The sequence below is a fragment of the Pseudomonas sp. PDM02 genome, from assembly GCF_014852285.1.
Classification (GTDB): domain Bacteria; phylum Pseudomonadota; class Gammaproteobacteria; order Pseudomonadales; family Pseudomonadaceae; genus Aquipseudomonas; species Aquipseudomonas migulae.
In genome coordinates this window covers 280,537-302,886 of sequence record NZ_JACVBL010000009.1, presented here as the reverse complement: position 1 = coordinate 302,886, position 22,350 = coordinate 280,537, and the positions used below count along the sequence as shown (strand labels likewise).

Genomic DNA, 22,350 nt, shown 5'->3' with positions numbered 1-22,350 from the left:
CGGAGAGAGCAGCACAATTCGCTGAGCCTGTTAAAATGCCGGCCCATTTCGTACTGACTCCTGAATTTACGTATGTCCCGACTCAATCCCCGGCAGCAAGAAGCCGTGAGCTACGTCGGCGGCCCTCTTTTGGTGCTCGCCGGTGCAGGCTCCGGCAAGACCAGCGTGATCACGCGAAAAATCGCGCACCTGATCCAGAACTGCGGCATCCGCGCCCAGTACATCGTCGCCATGACCTTTACCAACAAGGCCGCGCGCGAGATGAAGGAACGGGTCGGCACCCTGCTCAAGGGCGGCGAAGGCCGTGGCCTGACGGTGTGCACCTTCCACAACCTGGGCCTCAACATCATCCGCAAGGAACACGTGCGGCTGGGCTACAAACCGGGCTTCTCGATCTTCGACGAGACCGACGTCAAAGCCCTGATGACCGACATCATGCAGAAGGAATACGCGGGCGACGACGGCGTCGACGAGATCAAGAACATGATCGGCTCGTGGAAAAACGACCTGATCCTGCCCGCCGAAGCCCTGGAAAACTCGCGAAACCCCAAGGAACAGACCGCCGCCATCGTCTACACCCACTACCAGCGCACGCTCAAGGCGTTCAACGCGGTGGACTTCGACGACCTGATCCTGCTGCCGGTGAAACTGTTCCAGGAACACGCCGACATCCTCGAAAAGTGGCAGAACAAAGTCCGCTACCTGCTGGTGGACGAATACCAGGACACCAACGCCAGCCAGTATTTGCTGGTGAAGTTGCTGATCGGCACGCGCAACCAGTTCACCGTGGTGGGCGATGACGACCAGTCGATCTACGCCTGGCGCGGCGCCCGCCCGGAAAACCTGATGCTGCTCAAGGACGACTACCCGTCCCTGAAAGTGGTGATGCTGGAGCAGAACTATCGCTCCACCAGCCGCATCCTGCGCTGCGCCAACGTGCTGATCTCGAACAACCCGCACGAGTTCGAAAAGCAGCTGTGGAGCGAGATGGGTCACGGCGACGAGATCCGCGTGATCCGCTGCCGCAACGAAGACGCCGAAGCCGAGCGCGTGGCCGTGGAATTGCTGACCCTGCACTTGCGCACTGACCGGCCCTACAGCGATTTCGCGATCCTGTATCGCGGTAACTATCAGGCCAAGCTGATCGAGCTGAAGCTGCAACACCACCAGATTCCGTATCGGTTGTCCGGCGGCAACAGCTTTTTCGGACGCCAGGAAGTGAAGGACCTGATGGCCTACTTCCGCCTGATCGTGAACCCGGACGACGACAACGCCTTCCTGCGGGTGATCAACGTCCCGCGCCGGGAGATCGGCTCGACGACGCTTGAGAAGCTCGGCAACTACGCCACCGAACGCAAAATCTCGATGTACGCCGCCACCGACGAAATCGGCCTGGGCGAGCATCTGGATGCGCGTTTCACCGATCGCCTGTCGCGCTTCAAGCGTTTCATGGACAAGGTCCGCGAGCAGTGCGCCGGCGAAGACCCGATTTCGGCGCTGCGCAGCATGGTCATGGACATCGACTACGAGAACTGGCTGCGCACCAACAGCTCCAGCGACAAGGCCGCCGACTACCGCATGGGCAACGTCTGGTTCCTGATCGAGGCGTTGAAAAACACCCTGGAGAAAGACGAAGAAGGCGAGATGACCGTCGAGGACGCCATCGGCAAACTCGTCCTGCGCGACATGCTGGAACGTCAGCAGGAAGAGGAAGACGGCGCCGAAGGCGTGCAGATGATGACCTTGCACGCCTCCAAAGGGCTGGAATTCCCCTACGTGTTCATCATGGGCATGGAAGAGGAAATCCTCCCGCACCGCTCCAGCATCGAAGCCGACACCATCGAAGAAGAACGCCGCCTGGCCTACGTTGGCATTACCCGCGCACGCCAGACCCTGGCCTTCACCTTCGCGGCCAAGCGCAAGCAGTACGGCGAGATCATCGACTGCGCGCCCAGCCGCTTCCTCGATGAACTGCCGCCGGACGACCTGGCCTGGGAAGGCACCGACGACACGCCGGTAGAAGTCAAAGCCGTTCGCGGCAATACCGCATTGGCCGATATACGGGCGATGTTAAAGCGCTAGAATTGAGCACTTTTTAACCGACACTTTTTCACAAACTAGGCGCACATGGCGCCAGTAGAGGAACGCTTCATGGAAGCACTGCACCAGAAAATTCGCGAACAAGGCATTGTGCTTTCCGATCAGGTCCTGAAGGTCGACGCCTTTTTGAACCACCAGATCGACCCGGCGCTGATGAAACTGATCGGCGACGAGTTCGCTGCGCTGTTCAAGGACTCGGGCATCACCAAGATCGTCACCATCGAAGCCTCGGGCATCGCTCCGGCGATCATGACAGGCCTGAACCTGGGCGTACCGGTGATTTTCGCGCGCAAGCATCAGTCCCTGACCCTGACCGAAAACCTGCTGTCGGCGACCGTTTACTCGTTCACCAAGCAGACCGAAAGCACCGTGGCGATCTCCCCGCGCCACCTGACCAGCAGCGACCGCGTGCTGATCATCGATGACTTTTTGGCCAACGGTAAGGCGTCGCAAGCGCTGATCTCGATCATCAAACAGGCCGGCGCGACCGTGGCCGGTCTGGGCATCGTGATCGAGAAGTCGTTCCAGGGTGGACGTGCGGAACTGGATGCGCAGGGTTATCGCGTTGAATCGTTGGCTCGCGTTAAGTCGCTGGCCGATGGCGTTGTGACCTTTATCGAATAACCAGCAGCACCGCATTTCCCCTGTGGGAGCCAGCCTGCTGGCGATGGCGTCGTGTCAGTCAAAATCTTCATGCCTGACAGACCGTCATCGCCAGCAGGCTGGCTCCCACAGTTGCTTTGGGTTGGCTGTTATTGCGCGGTGGCTTTGAGGCCGGTGAGCAGCAGCCGCTGAAACAGGTCCTCTTTCAACCCTTCCGGGTTGGTCAGTTGCATACGCTCCAGATGCTCGGGAAACGCTGCCGGTTCGGGCGCATCCAGTGCCGCCTTGCCCAACTCCAGAATCTCCGTCAGCTTGAACTTGCTCTTCAACCAGTTCAGCGCCCGCAACAAATCCCGCTCATGCGCGGTGAAATCACTCCCTAGCGGATACTCCGGAAACAACTGCGGATGCCGCGCCTGAATCGCCTGTAAACGTTCTGGTCGGTTGTCGGCAAAACGCGGATCAAGACGAAAACTCTTCGGCAGTTTCCCGGCACTCTGCGCCTGCTCGATCAAGCCGGGCTGGAACCGTGAATCGCTGATGTTCAGCAACGCCTCGATCACTGCCGCATCGGTCTTGCCACGCAAATCCGCGATACCGTATTCAGTGACCACGATGTCCCGCAGATGCCGCGGGATCGTGCAATGGCCGTACTCCCAGACGATGTTGGAACTGACCTCCCCGCCCGACTCGCGCCAGCTTCGCAGCAGCAGAATCGAACGCGCGCCTTCCAGCGCATGGCCCTGGGCGACGAAGTTGTATTGCCCGCCGACGCCGCTGAGGACACGACCGTCTTCAAGCTGATCGGCCACGCCGGCCCCGAGCAACGTCATGGTGAATACGGTGTTGATGAAGCGCGCATCCAGGCGCTGCAAGCGTTTGAGTTCCTCCTGACCGTACAGCTCGTTGATGTAGCTGATACGGGTCATGTTGAATTCGAGCCGCTTGCTCTGGGGCAGCTCTCGAAGACGCTCGTAGAAACTGCGCGGCCCCAGGAAGAACCCGCCGTGCACCGAAATGCCGTCGGTTTGCGCCGCTTCATCCAGCGTGCCGGCATTCGCCTGTTGTTGGGTTGGCACATCGGGGTAGACCTTGCGCCGCACGATACCGGCATCGACCAGCACCAGCAGGCCGTTGACGAACATTTCGCTGCAACCGTAAAGGCCTTTGGCGAACGGTTCCAACCCCCCTTCGCGGTCTATCAACTGCGCCCACTGGCTGAGATTTACGTCGGCCAACAACGCCTTGTATCCGTCGTTATCCGCCTGCCGCGCCAGCAACGCCGCCGTCAGCGCGTCGCCCATGGCGCCGATGCCGATTTGCAAGGTGCCGCCATCGCGGACCAGCGCGCTGGCGTGCAGGCCGATGAAATGGTCCTGGAAACCCACCGGCATGTTCGGCGTCGAGAACAGCGTGGTGTTGTCTTTCTCGTCGACCAGCAGGTCGAAAGTGTCGATGCCGATTTCCGCATCACCGGGCATGTACGGCAAGTCGTTGTGCACCTGACCCACGAGCAGGACCGTCTCCCCCGCCGCCCTGCGCTTGGCGATCATCGGAAACAGGTCGAGGGTGATGTCCGGGTTGCAACTCAGGCTCAGGCGATCCGGGTGTTCGGAGTGGCTGGCCACCAGTTGCGCGACCAGGTTCAAACCGGCCGCGTTGATGTCCCGCGCGGCGTGGCTGTAGTTGCTGCTCACGTAGTCCTGCTGGGCGGATTCGCTATGAAGCAGGCTGCCGGGCTGCATGAAAAACTGTTGAATATGGATGTTGGGCGGCAGGTTGTCCTTGCGCAGGCCCGCGAGGAAATCCAGCTCCGGATAATCGCCGAATACCCGTTCGATGAAGGGTTCGAGGAAGCGCTTCTGCAAGCCGTCGCCCAATGCAGGACGGCCCAGGCACAGCGCGGTGTAGATCGTCAGCTTGCGCTCGGGCAATTGCGCAACGCGTTGATACAGCGCGTTGACGAAGTGGTTGGGTTTGCCCAGACCGAGGGGCAGGCCCATGTGGATATGCGCCGGCAACCGCGCCAGCACCTCATCGACCGCTTGCTCGATAGAACACAGCTGCACCATCTGATCCTCCCTTACATTCCATGAATTGGGGTTGGACCGAGCTTGCCGGGTCTTTGCTGCAATGAACAGCCTCGGGCGGTAAATCGCTTTATGCCCACCACCTGTAGGAGCCGGCTTGCTGGCGATGAACGATCACACGGTTTACCTGGTTAACCGCGGCGTCTGGATCGCCGGCAAGCCGGCTCCTACAGGTGAACAGGCACAAAAAAGCCGCCCGGAGGCGGCTTTTTCGCTAACGATGCGGGCGTGTTACAGGCCGGACATCTCTTTGATGGCGCCCTTCAGCTCGTCGTCGGAGCAGTCGGCGCAGGTGCCTTTAGGCGGCATCGCATTGATACCGGTAATGGCTTTGGCCAGGATGCCGTCGAGACCGCCCTGGTGATCGGCGCGTTCTTTCCAGGCAGCCTTGTCGCCGATTTTCGGCGCGCCCAAAAGGCCGGTGCCGTGGCAAGCATTGCAATGTTTTGCAATAACGTCTTTAGGTGCCTTGGCACCGCCACCGCCGCCAGAAGCAGCAGCGACTTCCATTCCCTTGCACTCTTGACCCTGAACACAAACTTGGCCAACTGGATCAAGGCGTTTTGCAATATCGTCATTCGTCGCAGCTTGAGCGCTGACAGCCCAAAGGGCCAATACGGTTGCTGGTGCAGCCAGCATTTTCATAATTAGGTTCACGCGTTCACCCTCAATGGTGGCTAGTCACGCCTACGGCCACGGTTCGCAGGCGGGCGCAAGTATAGCGGTAAGCCCGCCGCACTGAAACAACCCCAAAGTCGAAGGGGTCTTGTTGCGCCGCGGAAAAACCCTTTGGGTGCCGCTGCCGTGCTGGCAGGACGCCTCTTCTCTTAGAAATTCGCTGGCGTGGCTGCGCTGATTAGTCGCGCCGGCGCGTCGAACGGATTACGGAAACGGTGCGGCTTGGTACTTTCAAAGTAGTAGCTATCACCGGCTTCGAGCACAAAAGTTTCCAGCCCGACCACCAGTTCCAGACGCCCTTCCACCAGAATCCCGGTTTCCTCGCCCTCATGGGTGAGCATCTCGTCACCGGTGTCGGCGCCTGGCGGGTAGATTTCATTGAGGAACGCAATGGCGCGGCTCGGGTGAGCCCGGCCGACCAGTTTCATGGTCACTGCGCCATCGGAAATATCGATCAGCTCGTTAGCCTTGTAGACGATCTGAGTCGGTTTTTCCTGCAGGATCTCTTCGGAAAAGAACTCGACCATCGACATGGGAATCCCGCCCAGAACCTTGCGCAGCGAACTGATCGAGGGGCTGACGCTGTTCTTCTCGATCATCGAAATGGTGCTGTTGGTGACGCCCGCGCGTTTGGCGAGTTCACGCTGCGAAAGACCTTTGAGCTTACGGATGGATTGCAGTCGTTCACCGACGTCCAAGCTTGCGCCTCCAGGATTCAGGTTGTAGGAATATGAGCGTTATCATGGCGACAGCGTTCAGTATTTACAACACTTTGGCCTGAATCCTGTTCGGCGAAGCGACTTCCGGTCCGTGCGGTTCGGGTCAAGCCCCGGAATAGAGCAGCGGAACCCGGCGCAGGTTGCAGAAGATCTGATAGGGAATCGTGTCTGCGGCTTCCGCCACGGTGCTGGCGAGCACGTTTTTGCCCCACAACTCGACGGTCGAACCCAGCCCGGCTTGCGGTACATCGGTCAGATCGATGCACAGCATGTCCATCGACACCCGGCCGATCAACTGGCTGAGCTGCCCGGCGACCATCACCGGCGTACCGGTCGGTGCGTGACGCGGATAGCCATCGGCATAACCCATCGCCACCACGCCAACGCGCATCGGCTTCTGGGTGATGAACTTGGCGCCGTAACCGATCGGCTCGCCGGCCGGCAGCTCTTGCACGCAAATCACTTTCGATTCCAGGGTCATCACCGGTTGCAGGCGCGAGGCCACGGCATTGGCTTCTTCGAAAGGCGTGGCGCCGTAGAGCATGATGCCCGGACGCACCCAGTCACTCGGGATCTGCGGCCAACCGAGCACTGCCGGCGAGTTGCGCAGGCTGACCTCGGCGGACAAACCCTGACGGGCCGCTTCAAACACGGCCACTTGCTCGGCACTGGCTTGACTGTGCAGCTCATCGGCGCGAGCGAAGTGGCTCATCAACACCACTTTCGCGACATTGCCGCTGGCCAGCAGCCGTTGATAGCCCGCCTGGTAATCCTTTGGTTGCAGACCGACCCGGTGCATGCCCGAATCGAGTTTGAGCCAGACCGTGATCGGCTTGCTGAGCGTGGCTTTTTCGATGGCTTCAAGCTGCCACAGCGAATGCACCACGCACCAGAAATCATGCTCGACGATCAGCGACAGCTCGTCGGCTTCGAAAAAACCTTCCAGCAACAACACCGGCGCGCGAATGCCGGCAGCGCGCAGTTCCAGCGCTTCTTCGATGCACGCCACGGCAAACCCGTCCGCCTCGGCTTCCAGCGCCTGGGCGCAACGCACCGCGCCATGGCCGTAGGCATCGGCCTTGATCACCGCGAGGGCCTTGGCCCCCGGCGCAAGCTCACGGGCGAGTTGGTAGTTGTGGCGCAGGGCTTGGAGGTCGATCAGGGCACGGGCTGGACGCATGGCGGCAGGGCTTCTAGGCGGTCATGGGAATAAAAACCGGCGCTGGCTGACAGCGTGAACCGCCAACAGCACCGGGAGAGGGATCTTTCTGACAGGCTTACGGCAGAGCGGCTACCACCGACAGCTCGATCAGGATTTCCGGTTCGCACAGCTTCGACTCAACCGTTGCACGGGCCGGAGCGACGCCTTTTGGCAGCCACTTGTCCCACACCGCGTTCATGCCTTCGAAGTGCGCGTCGATGTCTTTCAGGTAAATCGTCACCGACAGCAAATGGTGCTTGTCGGTACCCGCCATATCCAGCAAACGCTCGATATTGGCGAGGGTTTCGCGAGTCTGCTGTTCAATCCCGGCGTTCATGTCGTCGCCGACCTGCCCTGCCAAATACACCGTACCGTTGTGAGCGACGATCTGACTCATGCGCTCATTGGTGAGCTGGCGCTGGATTGCCATGTTTTGCGGGCTCCTGGACTTTGCTGCCATAACGGGAAATATCGAGGCCTTCTGCACTGATCTGCGGCGTTTTCTTCGCCATCAGGTCGGCCAGCAAGCGACCGGAGCCGCACGCCATGGTCCAGCCGAGGGTGCCGTGACCGGTGTTCAGGAACAGGTTGCTGAACGGCGTTGCACCCACAATCGGCGTGCCATCCGGCGTGGTCGGACGCAGACCGGTCCAGAAACTTGCCTGGGCCAGATCGCCGCCCTGAGGATAAAGGTCGTTGACGATCATCTCCAGGGTTTCGCGCCGACGCGGGTTCAGCGACAGGTCAAAACCGGCGATTTCAGCCATGCCGCCGACGCGGATGCGGTTGTCGAAACGGGTGATCGCGACCTTGTAGGTCTCGTCGAGAATGGTCGACGTCGGGGCCATCGCCGGGTTGGTGATCGGCACGGTCAGGGAGTAACCCTTGAGCGGGTAAACCGGTGCCTTGATGCCCAGCGGCTTGAGCAACTGCGGCGAGTAGCTGCCGAGTGCCAATACGTAGCGGTCAGCGGTTTCCAGCTTGCCGTCGATCCACACACCGTTGATGCGATCACCGGCGTAGTCGAGCTTCTGAATGTCTTGGCCGAAGCGGAATTCCACACCCAGTTTCACAGCCATTTCGGCCAGTCGGCTGGTGAACATCTGGCAATCGCCGGTCTGGTCGTTCGGCAGGCGCAGGGCACCGGCGAGGATGTCGGTCACGCTGGCCAGCGCCGGTTCAACGCGAGCAATGCCGGCACGGTCGAGCAGTTCGAACGGCACGCCGGACTCTTTCAGTACGGCGATGTCTTTCGCGGCGCCGTCGAGTTGAGCCTGGGTACGGAACAATTGAGTAGTACCGAGGCTACGGCCTTCGTAGGCAATGCCGGTTTCGGCGCGCAGTTCGTCGAGGCAGTCACGGCTGTACTCGGACAGACGGACCATGCGCTCCTTGTTCACCGCATAACGGCTGGCAGTGCAGTTGCGCAGCATCTGCGCCATCCACAGGTATTGGTCGATGTCGGCAGTGGCCTTGATCGCCAGCGGTGCGTGGCGCTGCAACAGCCACTTGATGGCCTTGAGCGGCACACCCGGCGCGGCCCACGGCGAGGCATAACCCGGCGAAACCTGCCCGGCGTTGGCGAAACTGGTCTCCATGGCCGCAGCCGGCTGACGGTCCACCACCACCACTTCGAACCCGGCACGCGCCAGATAATAAGCACTGGTGGTACCGATGACGCCGCTACCCAAGACCATAACGCGCATTTTCATATCCCTCATCGCGGCGTGCCGCTGACGTTTGTAGTACAGACCGTAGATGTGGGCAGTTTAAAAAAGATTAGCCAGTGCATTTCACTATATAAGCACCTATATTTGGCGACAATTCTCGGCAAAAACGCTTTTCACGGAGGCGCATCCCCTATGCGTACCAACACTCAGACCAAACGTGAGCTGGACAAGATCGACCGCAACATCCTGCGGATCCTGCAAGCGGACGGGCGTATCTCCTTCACGGAGCTTGGGGAAAAGGTCGGGCTCTCGACCACGCCCTGCACCGAGCGGGTCCGGCGCCTGGAGCGCGAAGGGATCATCATGGGCTACAACGCCCGGCTGAACCCGCAGCACCTCAAAGGTAGTCTGCTGGTGTTCGTCGAGATCAGCCTCGACTACAAATCCGGCGATACTTTCGAAGAGTTCCGACGCGCGGTGCTGAAACTGCCCCATGTGCTGGAATGCCATTTGGTGTCAGGGGATTTCGACTACCTGGTGAAGGCGCGGATCTCGGAGATGGCTTCTTATCGCAAGCTGCTGGGCGACATCCTGCTCAAGCTGCCGCATGTGCGCGAATCGAAGAGTTATATCGTGATGGAAGAGGTGAAGGAGAGTCTGAGTCTGCCGATTCCGGATTGAGACTTTGTGGTGCCTGTTCAGACCCCATCGCTAGCAGGCTAGCTCCCACAGTTGATCTTCAGCGGACACACATTCTGTGCATGACCCAGATCCAGTGTGGGAGCTAGCCTGCTGGCGATTACAGGCGACTCGGTCTTCCCTCAGACGAGCACCTGCCGGGTAGAAGCCATGTACTCATGAATCTGCTTCTCCACCCGCGGATGAATCAGCTCCACCGGCCCCCGCCCATTCGGGCACGGCAAGGTCTTGGTGGTGCCGAACAACCGGCAAATCAACGGTCGCTCGTCATACACCGTGCAGCCGTTGGGCCCCAAGTGCACACAGTTGAGCTCATCCATCGCCGCATCCTGCTCGGCGCGGGTCTTGCGCGGCAGGCGGGACATTTCTTCCGGCGAGGTGGTCACCGGCCCGCAGCAGTCATGGCAGCCGGGCACGCACTCGAACGAGGGGATCTGCTGTCGTAACGTGCGGATTTTCTGACTGTTGCAGCTCATCGAAACGGTGACCCAAAGCGGACTGGAGCGCGATTCTGACGCAAACGCGCCGATCCAGACAGCCACAACCGACCAGTGTTGCCCGCGCCGGAAGGTCCGGCTTATGCTCCGTCAAATTTACTAAACACAAAAACCAGGATGATGCGCATGAATGCCCGTGCTCAGCACACCGCCTCTTATTACGCCGCCAGCAGCCTGTCGCAGCCCGATCATCCGGTGTTGAAAGGCGAGCTGGTAGCCGATGTGTGCGTGGTCGGCGGCGGGTTTTCCGGGCTGAACACCGCGCTTGAGCTGGCGGAACGCGGCCTCAGCGTGGTGCTGCTCGAAGCGCACAAGATTGGCTGGGGCGCCAGCGGCCGTAATGGCGGGCAACTGATTCGTGGCGTCGGTCATGGGCTCGATCAGTTCGCCAACGTGATCGGCACGGACGGCGTGCGTCAGATGAAACTCATGGGCCTGGAAGCCGTGGAAATCGTCCGACAGCGCATCGAGCGTTTTCAGATCCCTTGCGACCTGACCTGGGGTTACTGCGATCTCGCCAACAAACCCCGCGACCTCGAAGGCTTCGCCGAAGACGCCGAGGAACTGCGCAGCCTTGGTTACCGCTACGAAACCCGATTGCTGCAAGCGCATGAGATGCACAGCGTGGTGGGTTCCAATCGCTACGTCGGCGGCCTGATCGACATGGGTTCGGGCCATTTGCACCCACTGAATCTGGCATTGGGCGAAGCCGCCGCCGCGCAGCAATTGGGCGCCAGACTGTTTGAGCAATCGGCAGTGACCCGCATTGACTACGGCCCGGAGGTGAGGGTCCATACGGCTCAAGGTTCGGTTCGCGCAAAAACCCTGGTGCTGGGCTGCAACGCCTACCTCAACCAACTCAACCCCGAACTCAGCGGCAAGGTGTTGCCCGCCGGCAGCTACATCATCGCCACCGAACCCTTGAGCGAAGAACAGGCGCATGAACTGCTGCCGCAGAACATGGCGGTGTGTGATCAAAGGGTGGCGCTGGATTACTACCGGCTCTCGGCGGATCGTCGCTTGCTGTTCGGTGGCGCCTGCCATTATTCAGGTCGCGACCCGAAGGACATCGCCGCGTATATGCGGCCGAAGATGCTTGAAGTGTTCCCGCAACTGGCCGGCGCAAGGATTGATTATCAGTGGGGCGGGATGATCGGCATTGGCGCTAATCGATTGCCGCAGATCGGTCGACTCAAGGACCAGCCTAACGTGTATTACGCCCAGGCTTACTCAGGCCACGGCGTGAATGCCACGCATCTGGCGGGCAAGTTGCTGGCCGAAGCGATCAGCGGGCAGCAGGGTGGCGGGTTCGATCTGTTTGCCAAGGTGCCGCACATTACTTTCCCCGGCGGGAAGCATTTGCGTTCGCCGTTGTTGGCGTTGGGGATGTTGTGGCATCGGCTTAAAGAGTTGGTCTGAGGGATTTGTGGCGTCAGTGATGACGCCTTCGCGGGCAAGCCTCGCTCCTACAGTTGAACGCGTATCCCTTGTAGGAGCGAGGCTTGCCCGCGAATGGATCTAATGAACACCACAAACCTCAGATCCGCCAGAAAGGCTTAAGCCCCTCCTCCCGCGCCTGTTCCCGGCTCAACCCGACATCCCGTAATTGCTCCGGCGTCAGCTCCAGCAACGCCTTGCGCGTGTGCAGACGATGCCAGAACAGTCCCCAGCGATTCAGGCCTGACGGTGCGTTGCGCATCAACGCCTCGCGCGTACCGTTGATTTGCCCTGCCGCCAGTTCCTGACTGCGTAACGTCAGCCGCACATCGCTCAAGCCGTTCATTTTGATTGCTCCTGTTTACTTGGGTAGCCAGAGCTTTCATGATGCGCGGACGGCGAAAAGCATTACAGATTCAACCAGCCTGTATTAATTCCATACAGATTTGCCGTTTTAACCTCTGAATTACAATTTTTTGCCTGATCTGTACTGGTTAACCGAATCACTCACACCGAGACTGCGCCATGACCCTTTACGTCAACCTCGCCGAATTGCTCGGCACGCGGATCGAACAGGGCTTCTATCGTCCCGGCGACCGGCTGCCGTCGGTGCGGGCATTGAGCGTCGAACACGGGGTCAGCCTGAGCACGGTGCAACAGGCCTATCGGGTGCTGGAAGACAGCGGCCTGGCGATGCCGAAACCCAAGTCCGGCTACTTCGTCCCGGCCAGCCGCGACTTGCCGGAACTGCCGGCAATTGGCCGTCCGGCGCAACGTCCTGTGGATATCTCGCAGTGGGACCAGGTGCTGGAACTGATCCGTGCGGTGCCACGCAAAGACGTGGTGCAACTGGGTCGCGGCATGCCGGACATCACCACGCCAACCATGAAACCGTTGCTGCGCAACCTCGCGCGCATCAGTCGGCGACAGGACATGCCCGGCCTGTATTACGACAACATCCACGGCACCCTCGAACTGCGTGAGCAAATCGCCCGCCTGATGCTCGACTCCGGCTGCCAACTGACGGCCAACGACCTGGTGATCACCACCGGCTGCCACGAAGCGCTGTCCACCAGCATTCGCTCCATCTGTGAGCCGGGCGACATCGTCGCGGTGGATTCGCCGAGCTTTCATGGCGCCATGCAGACGCTCAAGGGCTTGAACATGAAAGCCCTGGAAATCCCCACCGACCCGCTGACCGGAATCAGCCTCGATGCGCTGGAACTGGCCCTGGAGCAATGGCCGATCAAGGCCATACAGTTGACCCCCAACTGCAACAACCCGTTGGGCTACATCATGCCGGAATCGCGCAAACGCGCGTTGTTGACGCTTGCACAGCGCTTCGACGTGGCGATTATCGAGGACGATGTGTATGGCGAACTGGCCTACAACTACCCGCGACCGCGCACGATCAAATCCTTCGACGAAGACGGCCGCGTCCTGCTCTGCAGTTCGTTCTCCAAAACGCTGGCACCCGGCCTGCGCATCGGCTGGGTTGCACCGGGCCGCTATCTGGAGCGGGTGCTGCACATGAAATACATCAGCACCGGCAGCACAGCGCCGCAACCGCAGATTGCCATCGCCGAATTCCTCAAGGCCGGTCACTTCGAGCCTCATTTGCGGCGGGTGCGCACACAATACCAGCGCAATCGCGACATCATGATCGACTGGGTCAGCCGCTATTTTCCCGCCGGCACCCGCGCCAGTCGGCCGCAAGGCAGTTTCATGCTCTGGGTCGAACTGCCCGATGGCTTCGACACCCTGAAACTGAACCGCGCCCTGCATGACCAAGGCGTACAGATTGCCGTCGGCAGCATCTTTTCGCCCTCGGGCAAATACCGCAATTGCCTGCGGATGAACTACGCTGCCAAGCCAACACCACAGATCGAAGACGCGGTGCGCAAGGTCGGCGCGGCGGCAATCAAACTGCTGGCGGAAAATGAGAACTTCACTGACTGACCTTTAGCCGAGATCCAGCGTCCATATGTCGACACCTGCCGCCAATCGGACCGATCCCACGTGAGAGTCAGACAGCCCCTACTCGCTCTGCTGCTACTCGCCTCGCTCCTGGGCGGTTGCGCCAGTCTCGATGTTCAACGCGAACCGAGCCAGGCGCTGCCCGCCAGCGACTCGGCATTCGGTCGATCAATCCAGGCCCAGGCCGCGCCCCACGAGGGCAAGTCCGGCTTTCGTCTGCTGTCCAATAGCGGCGAAGCGTTCATGGCCCGTGCCGAGCTGATCCGCAACGCCCAAAGCAGCCTCGACTTGCAGTACTACATCGTCCATGACGGCATCAGCACACGGATGCTGGTAGACGAACTGCTCAAGGCTGCCGACCGTGGCGTACGCGTGAGAATCCTGCTCGACGACACCACCAGCGATGGCCTCGACTGGATCATCGCCACGCTGGCGGCGCACCCGCAGATCCAGATCCGCCTGTTCAACCCGCTGCACCTGGGCCGCAGCACCGGCGTGACGCGGACCATGGGCCGGCTGTTCAACCTGTCGCTGCAACACCGGCGCATGCACAACAAGCTGTGGCTGGCGGACAACAGCGCCGCCATCGTCGGCGGCCGTAACCTGGGGGACGAGTATTTCGATGCCGAGCCCAACCTGAACTTCACCGACATCGACATGCTCGGCGTCGGCCCGGTCGCCGAGCAGTTGGGCCACAGCTTCGACCAGTATTGGAACAGTGCGCTGAGCAAGCCGATCGATGAATTCCTGTCGAGCCGACCGACGCAAAAGGACCTGCAAAACACCCGCACGCGCCTGGAGGAATCACTGGAAGAGACGCGCAAACAGAATCACGCGTTGTATCAGCGGCTGATGACTTACACCACAAACCCGCGCATGGACACTTGGCGCCGGGAGCTGATCTGGGCCTGGAACCAGGCGCTGTGGGACGCACCGAGCAAGGTTTTGTCAGACGGCGAGCCCGATCCTCAATTGCTGCTGACCACGCAACTGGCGCCAGAGCTTAACGGGGTCAGCAAAGAGCTGATCATGATCTCGGCTTACTTCGTACCCGGTCAGCCAGGGCTGGTTTACCTGACCGGCCGCGCCGATGCCGGGGTCTCTGTCAGCCTGCTGACCAACTCGCTGGAAGCCACCGACGTACCGGCGGTGCACGGCGGTTACGCGCCCTATCGCCGGGCGCTGCTGGAACATGGCGTGAAGTTGTACGAATTGCGTCGCCAGCCCGGCGAAGGCGGCGGCAGCGGGCCGCATATTTTCTACAGCAAGCCATACCGGGGTTCCGATTCGAGTCTGCACAGCAAAGCGATGATCTTCGACCAGCAGAAATCCTTCATCGGCTCGTTCAACTTCGACCCGCGCTCGCTGCTGTGGAACACCGAGGTCGGCGTGCTGGTAGACAGCCCCGAACTCGCTGTCTATGTGCGCAAGGCGGCACTGGAAGGGATGGCGCCGCCTCTGAGTTATGAGGTGAAACTGGAAAACAATCGGATCGTCTGGGTGACCGAAGACGACGGCAAAATGCACACATTGACCGATGAACCGGGAAGCTGGTGGCGCCATTTCAATGGGTGGATGAGCACCGCCGTGGGACTGGAGAAGATGCTCTAACCCACAATAAAAACCCCTGTAGGAGCGAGCCTGCTCGCGATGGTGTGTCAGTCAAACCTACGTGGCTGACACACCATCGCGAGCAGGCTCGCTCCTACATTTCGGTTTCAGGCAGGCTCGGCCACCGTGCCGAACGCACCTTGGCGCGACAGCAAAATCACCAGCCCAAACGCACCGGCCGCCATCAACAGCGGCAACGCATGACCGCTGATCCACTGACTACCGGCGCCAGCCGCCAATGGTCCGACCAGGCAACCAATGCCCCACAACTGCGCAATATGCGCATTGGCCCGCACCAGCGCATCGTCGCGATAACGCTCGCCAATCAGGATCAGCGACAAGGTGAACAAGCCCCCGGCACTGGCGCCGAACAACACCCACAATGGCCAGATCAGCAACGTGTCGATCAGCAACGGGATCGCCAGGCTCGAGAGCATCAGCACCACAGCACAACCGGTGAACAACGTGCGTCGCGACAAGCGATCCGCCAGTGCGCCAATCGGCAATTGCAGCAAGGCATCGCCCACCACCACAGTGCTGACCATCGCCAACGCGATTTCCGTGGTAAAGCCCTGGCGCAGGCAATAGACCGGCAGCAAGGTCAGGATCATCGCCTCGAACGCTGCGAACAGCGCCACGCCCCAGGCAATCGCCGGCAGGCCTCGGCAAAAGCCCCACAAGTCGCTGAAAGTCACGCTGCAGGCTTCGCTGGTCGGCGCACCGCTGCGGCCGAGCAACAGGAACGGTGCCGCCGTCAGCAAACCGACCCCGACCCAGAATCCATAATCGTGCTCAGTCCCCAGAACACCCAACAACAAAGGCCCGGCCAGCTGACTCAGCGCATAGCTGCTGCCATACAGCGCCACCAACCGGCCGCGCCATTGCTCGACCACCAACTGGTTGATCCAGCTTTCACCCAGTATGAAGACGAGGGTCAGGATCACCCCGATCATCAGCCGCAGCACCAGCCACACCGGATAACTCGGCAACAGCGCGAGCAAACCGATGGACGCCGCCCCGGCCCAAAGGCACAAGCGCATCAGATTGGCCGTGCCGAGCCGCGCCGCCAGATGGCTGGAGATCTTCGCCCCCAGCAATACGCCAATCGCCGGCATCGCGGCCATCACGCCGATGGCAAACGAACCGTAACCCCAGCCTTCCAGGCGAAACGATACCAGCGGCATGCTGACACCCAGGGCCAGGCCGACACTCAAGACAGACGCCAACACGGCGAAATAAGTCGCCCAACGCATGTTCCACGCTCCTGTGGATATTATTTTTCGCAGACAACACAAAACAAATGTGGGAGCGAGCCTGCTCGCGATGACGGAGCAACATTCAACATTTTCGTCGACTGTTACACCGCTATCGCGAGCAGGCTCGCTCCCACAGGGGATTCGCGTCCTGAGGGGAACCTGTTTTAGACAGGCTCCCCTACTGGCTTACAACTTGATCCAGGTCGCCTTCAGCTCGGTGTACTTGTCGAACGCGTGCAGCGATTTGTCACGGCCGTTACCCGACTGCTTGAAGCCACCAAACGGTGCAGTCATGTCGCCGCCGTCGTACTGGTTGACCCACACGCTACCGGCACGCAATGCCCGGGCAGTCAGATGCGCCTTCGAGATGTCCTTGGTCCACACGGCTGCGGCCAGGCCGTAAGGCGTGTCGTTGGCAATCGCGACGGCTTCTTCGGCGGTATCGAAAGCGATGACCGACAGCACCGGGCCAAAGATTTCTTCCTGGGCGATTTTCATCGCGTTGCTGACGCCGTCGAAAATCGTCGGCTCAACGTAGGTGCCGCCGGTTTCCTGCAGCGTGCGCTTGCCGCCAGCAACCAGTTTGGCGCCGTCGGTGTGGCCGGATTCGATGTAGGACAGCACGGTGTTCATCTGCTGGGTGTCCACCAGCGCACCGACGTTGGTCGCCGGGTCCAGCGGGTTGCCCGGCTTCCAGGCCTTCAAGGCCTCGATTACCAGCGGCAGGAACTGGTCCTTGATCGAACGCTCGACCAGCAGACGCGAACCGGCGGTGCAGACTTCGCCCTGGTTGAAGGCGATGGCGCCCGCAGCCGCTTCCGCAGCTTCCTGCAGGTTCGGGGCATCGGCGAACACGATGTTCGGGCTCTTGCCGCCAGCTTCGAGCCAGACACGCTTCATGTTCGATTCGCCCGAGTAGATCAGCAGTTGCTTGGCGATCTTGGTCGAACCGGTGAACACCAGCGTGTCGACATCGTTGTGCAGGGCCAGGGCCTTGCCGACCGTGTGACCGTAGCCCGGCAGCACGTTCAGTACGCCTTTCGGGATGCCGGCTTCAACGGCCAGCGCCGCGATGCGGATGGCGGTCAGCGGTGATTTTTCGGATGGCTTGAGGATCACCGAGTTACCGGTGGACAGCGCCGGGCCGAGTTTCCAGCAGGCCATCATCAGCGGGAAGTTCCACGGCACGATGGCGCCGACAACGCCAACCGGCTCGCGAGTGACCAGACCCAACTGATCGTGCGGGGTCGCGGCGACTTCGTCGTAGATCTTGTCGATAGCCTCACCGCTCCAGCTCAGGGCTTGCGCAGCGCCGGGAACGTCGATGTACAGCGAATCGCTGATTGGCTTGCCCATGTCCAGGGTTTCAAGCAGGGCCAGCTCTTCGGCGTGCTGTTTCAGCAGGCCGGCGAAACGGATCATGGTGGCTTTGCGTTTGGTCGGGGCCAAACGCGACCAGGCGCCGGAGTTGAACGTGGCGCGAGCGTTTTCAACAGCGCGCTGGGCGTCGGCGGCGTCACAGCTGGCAATCTTGCCCAGCAGACGGCCATCGACCGGGCTGATGCACTCGAAGGTCTCGCTGGAGACGGCATCGGTGTATTCGCCATTGATGTAGGCACGGCCTTCGATCTTCAGATCGCGAGCCCGTTGTTCCCAATCGGCACGAGTCAGGGTGGTCATTCGAGTGTCCTCCTCTTATTGAATACGAGCGCCCCGCGTTCTTCGCGGACGTCCCCAGGAATTCTGCCCAGCCAGCCTGCAATTCGGCCGAAGGCAACCGTCACCCTAAACCAGTGGCCGGGGTTGTTTCAATATATTTGACATAAGGTCGGTAAACGGCCTTGCGGTGTTCATTTTAATAAACATAGACTTTGGGCTTTCCAGCCATCTTTCCAGCCACTCGCGCCGCAATCACGGGGGATAACAATAATGAGCATCCAGAATATCGTCGATTTTAGCCAGGCCACTACCGAGCCCGAGCGCTACAGGCCGGACCCGGCGAAAATCTTGAAGGGCGACCCCGAGCAAGTGGTTTACAACCACTACAACAGCCCTTGCGACCAGTTGAACGCCGGTGTGTGGGAAGGCGCTGTCGGTCAGTGGACGGTGAACTTCACCGAGCACGAATACTGCGAAATCGTTCAGGGTGTTTCAGTGCTGCGTGACCTCGACGGCAATGCCAAGACACTGCGCGTAGGTGATCGCTTCGTGATCCCGGCGGGCTTTCGTGGCACCTGGGAAGTGCTGGAGCCGTGCCGCAAGATTTATGTGGCGTTTGAACAGAAGGCCTGAAGATTTGCGTTGTTCGGGCCGGCCTCTTCGCGGGCAAGCCTCGCTCCTACAGTGGATTGCGTCCGCCCTGTAGGAGCGAGGCTTGCCCGCGAAGGCGCCCTGGCAGACAACACAAACCTCAGGCAACAAAAAAGGCCCGTATCTCGCGATACGGGCCTTTTTCGTAAGAGGGAAAAATCAATTACTTGATTTTGCCTTCTTTGTAGATCACGTGCTTGCGAACAACCGGATCAAATTTCTTGATCTCGATTTTGTCCGGAGTAGTGCGCTTGTTCTTGTCGGTAGTGTAGAAGTGACCAGTACCGGCGCTCGAAATCAAACGAATCAATTCACGCATGATTAGCTCCCTTAGATCTTGCCAGCGGCGCGGATTTCGGCCAGCACGACAGTGATGCCACGCTTGTCGATGATACGCATGCCTTTGGCAGATACGCGCAGACGCACGAAACGTTTCTCTTCTTCAACCCAGAAGCGGTGATGCTGCAGGTTCGGCAGGAAACGACGACGGGTTTTGTTGTTTGCGTGGGAAATGTTATTCCCAGTCACCGGACCCTTACCGGTAACTTGACATACTCTCGACATGCCTCAGCCCTCTAAAACCACATGCCCAACCCGGCATGGGTTGGCCGCTTAATCTCTCAGTCATTTGGCGCCAGGCGCCGCGTTTCTTTAGAGGTCTTACCGGCTACACCTACAGTGAAGGAACCGGGCCCCTAGAAAAGAGCGCTGCTTTATACCAGAAAGACTGAGGTGCAACAACATTCCGTGCGCACCGACTTGATAAAAACCCCATTTTTCAGGCTGCGAGCGCCTTGGGTAAAGGCTATCGTCGATAAAGACCGCTCGTCGCAGAAAATCGGCCAACCGGCCAATCCAGGGGTTTTCTCGGCCGGCATTCACCGAAAACGATCGCACATAGTCCCCTTAAAATGAAAAAGGGGATAGTCATTTACAAAAGAGCCCTCTAGGGTAAGCCTTTTCCAGACTGCACTTGCAGATGGGCCTTCGATCTGTAAAGGAATCCGACCATGCGCCTCGCTGCCCTACCGCTGTTGCTCGCCCCGCTTCTACTGAGCCCGCTGGCCCACGCCGCCGCCCTGAGCGTCTGTACCGAGGCCAGCCCGGAAGGGTTCGACGTGGTGCAATACAACTCGCTGACCACCACCAACGCTTCGGCCGACGTGCTGATGAACCGTCTGGTGGACTTCGATACCGCCAGCGGCAAAGTGGTCGCAGGCCTCGCGGACAGCTGGGAAGTCAGCCCGGATGGCCTGACCTACGTGTTCAAGTTGCACCCGCAGGTGAAATTCCACCGCACCGAATACTTCAGCCCGACCCGCGAACTGACCGCCGAAGACGTGAAATTCAGCTTCGAGCGCATGCTCGACCCTGCAAATCCGTGGCACAAAGTGGCGCAGAGCGGCTTCCCGCACGCGCAATCGATGCAATTGCCGGCGCTGATCAAGAAGATCGACGCGCTGGATCCGCTGACCGTGCGCTTCACCCTCGATCATCCGGAATCGACGTTCCTGCCGACCCTGAGCATGGGCTTCGCCTCGATCTACTCCGCAGAATACGCCGACCAGTTGCTGAAAGCCGGCACCCCGGAGAAGCTCAACAGCCAACCGATCGGCAGCGGCCCGTTCGTGTTCACGCGTTTTCAGAAGGACGCCACGATCCGCTACAAAGCCAACCCGGATTACTTCCGTGGCAAGCCTTCGGTGGACCCGCTGATCTTCGCCATCACCCCGGACGCCAACGTGCGATTGCAGAAACTGCGTCGTAACGAGTGCCAGATCGCCCTCTCGCCGAAACCGCTGGACGTACAAGCCGCGCTGAAAGAGCCGACACTGAAAGTCGAAAAGACTGATGCGTTCATGACCGCGTTCGTTGCCATCAACAGCCAGCATCCACCGCTGGACAAGCCTGAAGTGCGCCAGGCGATCAACCTCGCGTTCGACAAGGCCAACTACGTCAAAGCCGTGTTCGAAGACACCGCCGAAGCCGCCAACGGCCCGTATCCGCCAAATACCTGGAGCTACGCCAAAGGCTTGCCGGGCTACGCGCATGACGTTGAAAAAGCCAAGGCATTGATGGCCAAGGCTGGCCTGAAAGACGGTTTCCAGACGACGATCTGGACCCGCCCGTCCGGAAGCCTGCTGAACCCCAACCCAAGCCTCGGCGCGCAACTGCTCCAGTCGGACCTGGCGGAAATCGGCATTCAGGCCGAGATACGCGTGATCGAATGGGGCGAAGTGATCCGCCGCGCCAAGGCCGGCGAACACGACCTGCTGTTCATGGGCTGGGCTGGCGACAACGGCGACCCGGACAACTTCCTGACGCCGCAGTTCTCCTGCGCGGCGGTCAAGTCCGGCACCAACTTCGCCCGTTACTGCAACCAGGACCTGGACAAGCTGATCAGTGCCGGCAAGACCACCTCCGAGCAAGGTGTACGCACCAAGCTGTATGAACAGGCCCAGGCGCAGATCCAGCAGCAGGCGCTGTGGCTGCCGCTGGCGCACCCAACGGCTTTTGCGCTGATGCGCAAGGAAGTCGAGGGGTATGCGGTGAGCCCGTTTGGCCGCCAGGATTACTCCAAGGTCAACCTGAAGTAACACCACAAACCCTTGTAGGAGCCGGCTTGCTGCGGGCGGCGTTCCGACGATGGCATCACCGCGGTCAATCAGCCACACCGCGTTGTCCGGATCGCCAGCAAGCCGGCTCCTACAAAGTCCCGTTACATCCACCCATACTCCGCCATCGACAGCGGATCACCGTCGCCGATGATGAAATGGTCGAGTATCCGCACATCGATCAAGTCCAGCGCCTCTTGCAGGCGCTTGGTCAGCTTTCGGTCGGCATGACTAGGGTCGGGATTGCCTGAGGGATGGTTGTGGCAAAGGATCAAAGCTGCGGCGTTGTGAGCCAAAGCGCGCTTGACCACCTGACGCGGATAAACGCTGGTGCAGTCGATAGAGCCGCGAAACAGTGATTCAAACGCCAGCACTCGATGTTTCGAATCGAGAAACAGACAACCAAATACTTCATGAGGCTCATGTCGCAGCATCGACTTGAGGTAATCACGCACCATCAGCGGATTCTCCAACACGGAGCTGTGGCGCAAGCGCTCAGCCAGATGCCGACGGGCCATTTCCAACACTGCCTGCAACTGCGCAAACTTTGCCGGCCCGAGCCCCAACTGTCCGCTGAATGCCTTTAGATCGGCCTCCAGCAAGGCGCGCAGGCTGCCAAATTGACTCAACAAGTGTCGCGCCAGATCCACCGCGCTTTTACCCGACACGCCGGTCCGTAAAAAAATCGCTAACAGCTCAGCGTCCGAAAGGCTCGCCGAACCCAACTCCAGTAACCTCTCCCGCGGCCGCTCGGCCACCGGCCAATCGCGAATACTCATAGCACCTCCCTGTCTGTGGGCGCCGCTGTTCCGTAGCGGTCGCTGTGATATCGTAGCCCATCTTTTTTGTGGGCGATTTCACTCCTGGGGAGGGGGTATCGCTACGCA

21 protein-coding genes are annotated in these 22,350 nt (G+C 60.1%); 8 read left to right on the top strand and 13 right to left on the bottom strand.

Annotated elements, in window-relative coordinates:
• Positions 1–72: 72 nt before the first annotated feature.
• Both rep and IB245_RS18150 read left to right on the top strand, forming a co-directional pair.
• Positions 73–2,082: a DNA helicase Rep gene (rep, locus tag IB245_RS18155; RefSeq protein WP_008030544.1), complete on the top strand. Its 2,010-nt coding sequence runs from the start codon at positions 73–75 to the stop codon at positions 2,080–2,082.
• 69 nt (positions 2,083–2,151) lie between these two features.
• On the top strand, positions 2,152–2,724 hold the full coding sequence (locus IB245_RS18150; RefSeq protein ID WP_084317786.1) for a xanthine phosphoribosyltransferase: 573 nt from the start codon (positions 2,152–2,154) through the stop codon (positions 2,722–2,724).
• Between the two features lie 128 nt (positions 2,725–2,852).
• Here IB245_RS18150 and IB245_RS18145 read toward each other — a convergent pair whose 3' ends face one another.
• The 6 genes from IB245_RS18145 to dadA all read right to left on the bottom strand — a co-directional run bounded on the left by IB245_RS18145 (position 2,853) and on the right by dadA (position 9,097).
• Positions 2,853–4,775 carry an acetyl-CoA hydrolase/transferase family protein gene (locus tag IB245_RS18145; protein ID WP_192228208.1) on the bottom strand — a complete coding sequence of 641 codons (1,923 nt, stop codon included), beginning with the start codon at positions 4,773–4,775 and terminating at the stop codon, positions 2,853–2,855.
• A 249-nt stretch (positions 4,776–5,024) separates the two neighbouring features.
• The gene (locus IB245_RS18140; RefSeq protein WP_032828815.1) at positions 5,025–5,438 is read right to left on the bottom strand and encodes a c-type cytochrome; all 414 of its coding nucleotides are present in this window, start codon (positions 5,436–5,438) and stop codon (positions 5,025–5,027) included.
• A 182-nt stretch (positions 5,439–5,620) separates the two neighbouring features.
• Complete coding sequence (locus IB245_RS18135; RefSeq protein WP_007947433.1) at positions 5,621–6,169, bottom strand: cupin domain-containing protein; 549 nt, start codon at positions 6,167–6,169, stop codon at positions 5,621–5,623.
• A 124-nt stretch (positions 6,170–6,293) separates the two neighbouring features.
• Complete coding sequence (gene alr, locus IB245_RS18130; protein ID WP_192228207.1) at positions 6,294–7,370, bottom strand: alanine racemase; 1,077 nt, start codon at positions 7,368–7,370, stop codon at positions 6,294–6,296.
• 97 nt (positions 7,371–7,467) lie between these two features.
• A complete protein-coding gene (locus tag IB245_RS18125; protein WP_008030554.1) occupies positions 7,468–7,821 on the bottom strand; it encodes a RidA family protein in 354 nt (117 codons plus the stop codon).
• A complete protein-coding gene (gene dadA, locus IB245_RS18120; protein WP_008030556.1) occupies positions 7,793–9,097 on the bottom strand; it encodes a D-amino acid dehydrogenase in 1,305 nt (434 codons plus the stop codon). The genes IB245_RS18125 and dadA overlap by 29 nt, the downstream gene beginning before the upstream one ends.
• A 156-nt stretch (positions 9,098–9,253) precedes the next feature.
• On the opposite strand from dadA, the gene IB245_RS18115 reads away from it, so the two are divergent.
• Positions 9,254–9,742, top strand: a complete 489-nt coding sequence (locus tag IB245_RS18115; RefSeq protein WP_003177284.1) for an Lrp/AsnC ligand binding domain-containing protein — start codon at positions 9,254–9,256, stop codon at positions 9,740–9,742.
• Between the two features lie 140 nt (positions 9,743–9,882).
• Here the strand turns inward: IB245_RS18115 and IB245_RS18110 are convergent, their stop codons facing one another.
• Positions 9,883–10,236, bottom strand: coding sequence for a YkgJ family cysteine cluster protein (locus IB245_RS18110; protein WP_007947437.1), 354 nt, complete (start codon positions 10,234–10,236; stop codon positions 9,883–9,885).
• A 147-nt stretch (positions 10,237–10,383) separates the two neighbouring features.
• Here IB245_RS18110 and IB245_RS18105 point away from each other — a divergent pair, with 147 nt between their 5' ends.
• Entirely contained in the window at positions 10,384–11,676 is a 1,293-nt protein-coding gene (locus IB245_RS18105; RefSeq protein ID WP_192228206.1) for an NAD(P)/FAD-dependent oxidoreductase, read from the top strand.
• Between the two features lie 118 nt (positions 11,677–11,794).
• On the opposite strand, the gene IB245_RS18100 is transcribed toward IB245_RS18105, so the two are convergent.
• Positions 11,795–12,040, bottom strand: coding sequence for a DUF1127 domain-containing protein (locus IB245_RS18100; RefSeq protein WP_008030560.1), 246 nt, complete (start codon positions 12,038–12,040; stop codon positions 11,795–11,797).
• Between the two features lie 179 nt (positions 12,041–12,219).
• Between IB245_RS18100 and IB245_RS18095 the strand changes: the two genes are divergently transcribed.
• Both IB245_RS18095 and IB245_RS18090 read left to right on the top strand, forming a co-directional pair.
• Positions 12,220–13,653: a PLP-dependent aminotransferase family protein gene (locus IB245_RS18095; RefSeq protein WP_192228205.1), complete on the top strand. Its 1,434-nt coding sequence runs from the start codon at positions 12,220–12,222 to the stop codon at positions 13,651–13,653.
• A 60-nt stretch (positions 13,654–13,713) separates the two neighbouring features.
• Positions 13,714–15,282 (top strand): phospholipase D family protein, encoded by a 1,569-nt coding sequence (locus IB245_RS18090; protein WP_192228204.1) that lies wholly within the window; start codon positions 13,714–13,716, stop codon positions 15,280–15,282.
• Positions 15,283–15,389: 107 nt separating this feature from the next.
• On the opposite strand, the gene IB245_RS18085 is transcribed toward IB245_RS18090, so the two are convergent.
• Both IB245_RS18085 and IB245_RS18080 read right to left on the bottom strand, forming a co-directional pair.
• Positions 15,390–16,535: an MFS transporter gene (locus IB245_RS18085; RefSeq protein ID WP_192228203.1), complete on the bottom strand. Its 1,146-nt coding sequence runs from the start codon at positions 16,533–16,535 to the stop codon at positions 15,390–15,392.
• A 189-nt stretch (positions 16,536–16,724) separates the two neighbouring features.
• A complete protein-coding gene (locus IB245_RS18080; protein ID WP_008038003.1) occupies positions 16,725–18,218 on the bottom strand; it encodes an aldehyde dehydrogenase in 1,494 nt (497 codons plus the stop codon).
• A gap of 249 nt (positions 18,219–18,467) precedes the next feature.
• Between IB245_RS18080 and IB245_RS18075 the strand changes: the two genes are divergently transcribed.
• Positions 18,468–18,830, top strand: coding sequence for a cupin domain-containing protein (locus IB245_RS18075; protein WP_192228202.1), 363 nt, complete (start codon positions 18,468–18,470; stop codon positions 18,828–18,830).
• A gap of 181 nt (positions 18,831–19,011) precedes the next feature.
• On the opposite strand, the gene rpmG is transcribed toward IB245_RS18075, so the two are convergent.
• Positions 19,012–19,167, bottom strand: coding sequence for a 50S ribosomal protein L33 (rpmG, locus tag IB245_RS18070; protein ID WP_007894709.1), 156 nt, complete (start codon positions 19,165–19,167; stop codon positions 19,012–19,014).
• 11 nt (positions 19,168–19,178) lie between these two features.
• Positions 19,179–19,412: a 50S ribosomal protein L28 gene (gene rpmB / locus IB245_RS18065; protein WP_003176907.1), complete on the bottom strand. Its 234-nt coding sequence runs from the start codon at positions 19,410–19,412 to the stop codon at positions 19,179–19,181.
• Between the two features lie 446 nt (positions 19,413–19,858).
• Between rpmB and IB245_RS18060 the strand changes: the two genes are divergently transcribed.
• The gene (locus IB245_RS18060; protein WP_192228201.1) at positions 19,859–21,445 is read left to right on the top strand and encodes an ABC transporter substrate-binding protein; all 1,587 of its coding nucleotides are present in this window, start codon (positions 19,859–19,861) and stop codon (positions 21,443–21,445) included.
• Positions 21,446–21,567: 122 nt separating this feature from the next.
• On the opposite strand, the gene radC is transcribed toward IB245_RS18060, so the two are convergent.
• Positions 21,568–22,242, bottom strand: coding sequence for a RadC family protein (gene radC, locus IB245_RS18055; protein WP_008038019.1), 675 nt, complete (start codon positions 22,240–22,242; stop codon positions 21,568–21,570).
• Positions 22,243–22,350: the final 108 nt, after the last annotated feature.

Excerpts from the sequence above, each read along its gene's own strand:
- rep (WP_008030544.1), top strand. The coding sequence starts at position 73 with ATGTCCCGACTCAATCCCCGGCAGCAAGAAGCCGTGAGCTACGTCGGC.
- IB245_RS18150 (WP_084317786.1), top strand. The coding sequence starts at position 2,152 with ATGGAAGCACTGCACCAGAAAATTCGCGAACAAGGCATTGTGCTTTCC.
- IB245_RS18145 (WP_192228208.1), bottom strand. The coding sequence starts at position 4,775 with ATGGTGCAGCTGTGTTCTATCGAGCAAGCGGTCGATGAGGTGCTGGCG.
- IB245_RS18140 (WP_032828815.1), bottom strand. The coding sequence starts at position 5,438 with ATGAAAATGCTGGCTGCACCAGCAACCGTATTGGCCCTTTGGGCTGTC.
- alr (WP_192228207.1), bottom strand. The coding sequence starts at position 7,370 with ATGCGTCCAGCCCGTGCCCTGATCGACCTCCAAGCCCTGCGCCACAAC.
- IB245_RS18125 (WP_008030554.1), bottom strand. The coding sequence starts at position 7,821 with ATGGCAATCCAGCGCCAGCTCACCAATGAGCGCATGAGTCAGATCGTC.
- dadA (WP_008030556.1), bottom strand. The coding sequence starts at position 9,097 with ATGCGCGTTATGGTCTTGGGTAGCGGCGTCATCGGTACCACCAGTGCT.
- IB245_RS18115 (WP_003177284.1), top strand. The coding sequence starts at position 9,254 with ATGCGTACCAACACTCAGACCAAACGTGAGCTGGACAAGATCGACCGC.
- IB245_RS18110 (WP_007947437.1), bottom strand. The coding sequence starts at position 10,236 with ATGAGCTGCAACAGTCAGAAAATCCGCACGTTACGACAGCAGATCCCC.
- IB245_RS18105 (WP_192228206.1), top strand. The coding sequence starts at position 10,384 with ATGAATGCCCGTGCTCAGCACACCGCCTCTTATTACGCCGCCAGCAGC.
- IB245_RS18100 (WP_008030560.1), bottom strand. The coding sequence starts at position 12,040 with ATGAACGGCTTGAGCGATGTGCGGCTGACGTTACGCAGTCAGGAACTG.
- IB245_RS18095 (WP_192228205.1), top strand. The coding sequence starts at position 12,220 with ATGACCCTTTACGTCAACCTCGCCGAATTGCTCGGCACGCGGATCGAA.
- IB245_RS18085 (WP_192228203.1), bottom strand. The coding sequence starts at position 16,535 with ATGCGTTGGGCGACTTATTTCGCCGTGTTGGCGTCTGTCTTGAGTGTC.
- IB245_RS18080 (WP_008038003.1), bottom strand. The coding sequence starts at position 18,218 with ATGACCACCCTGACTCGTGCCGATTGGGAACAACGGGCTCGCGATCTG.
- IB245_RS18075 (WP_192228202.1), top strand. The coding sequence starts at position 18,468 with ATGAGCATCCAGAATATCGTCGATTTTAGCCAGGCCACTACCGAGCCC.
- rpmG (WP_007894709.1), bottom strand. The coding sequence starts at position 19,167 with ATGCGTGAATTGATTCGTTTGATTTCGAGCGCCGGTACTGGTCACTTC.
- rpmB (WP_003176907.1), bottom strand. The coding sequence starts at position 19,412 with ATGTCGAGAGTATGTCAAGTTACCGGTAAGGGTCCGGTGACTGGGAAT.
- IB245_RS18060 (WP_192228201.1), top strand. The coding sequence starts at position 19,859 with ATGCGCCTCGCTGCCCTACCGCTGTTGCTCGCCCCGCTTCTACTGAGC.
- radC (WP_008038019.1), bottom strand. The coding sequence starts at position 22,242 with ATGAGTATTCGCGATTGGCCGGTGGCCGAGCGGCCGCGGGAGAGGTTA.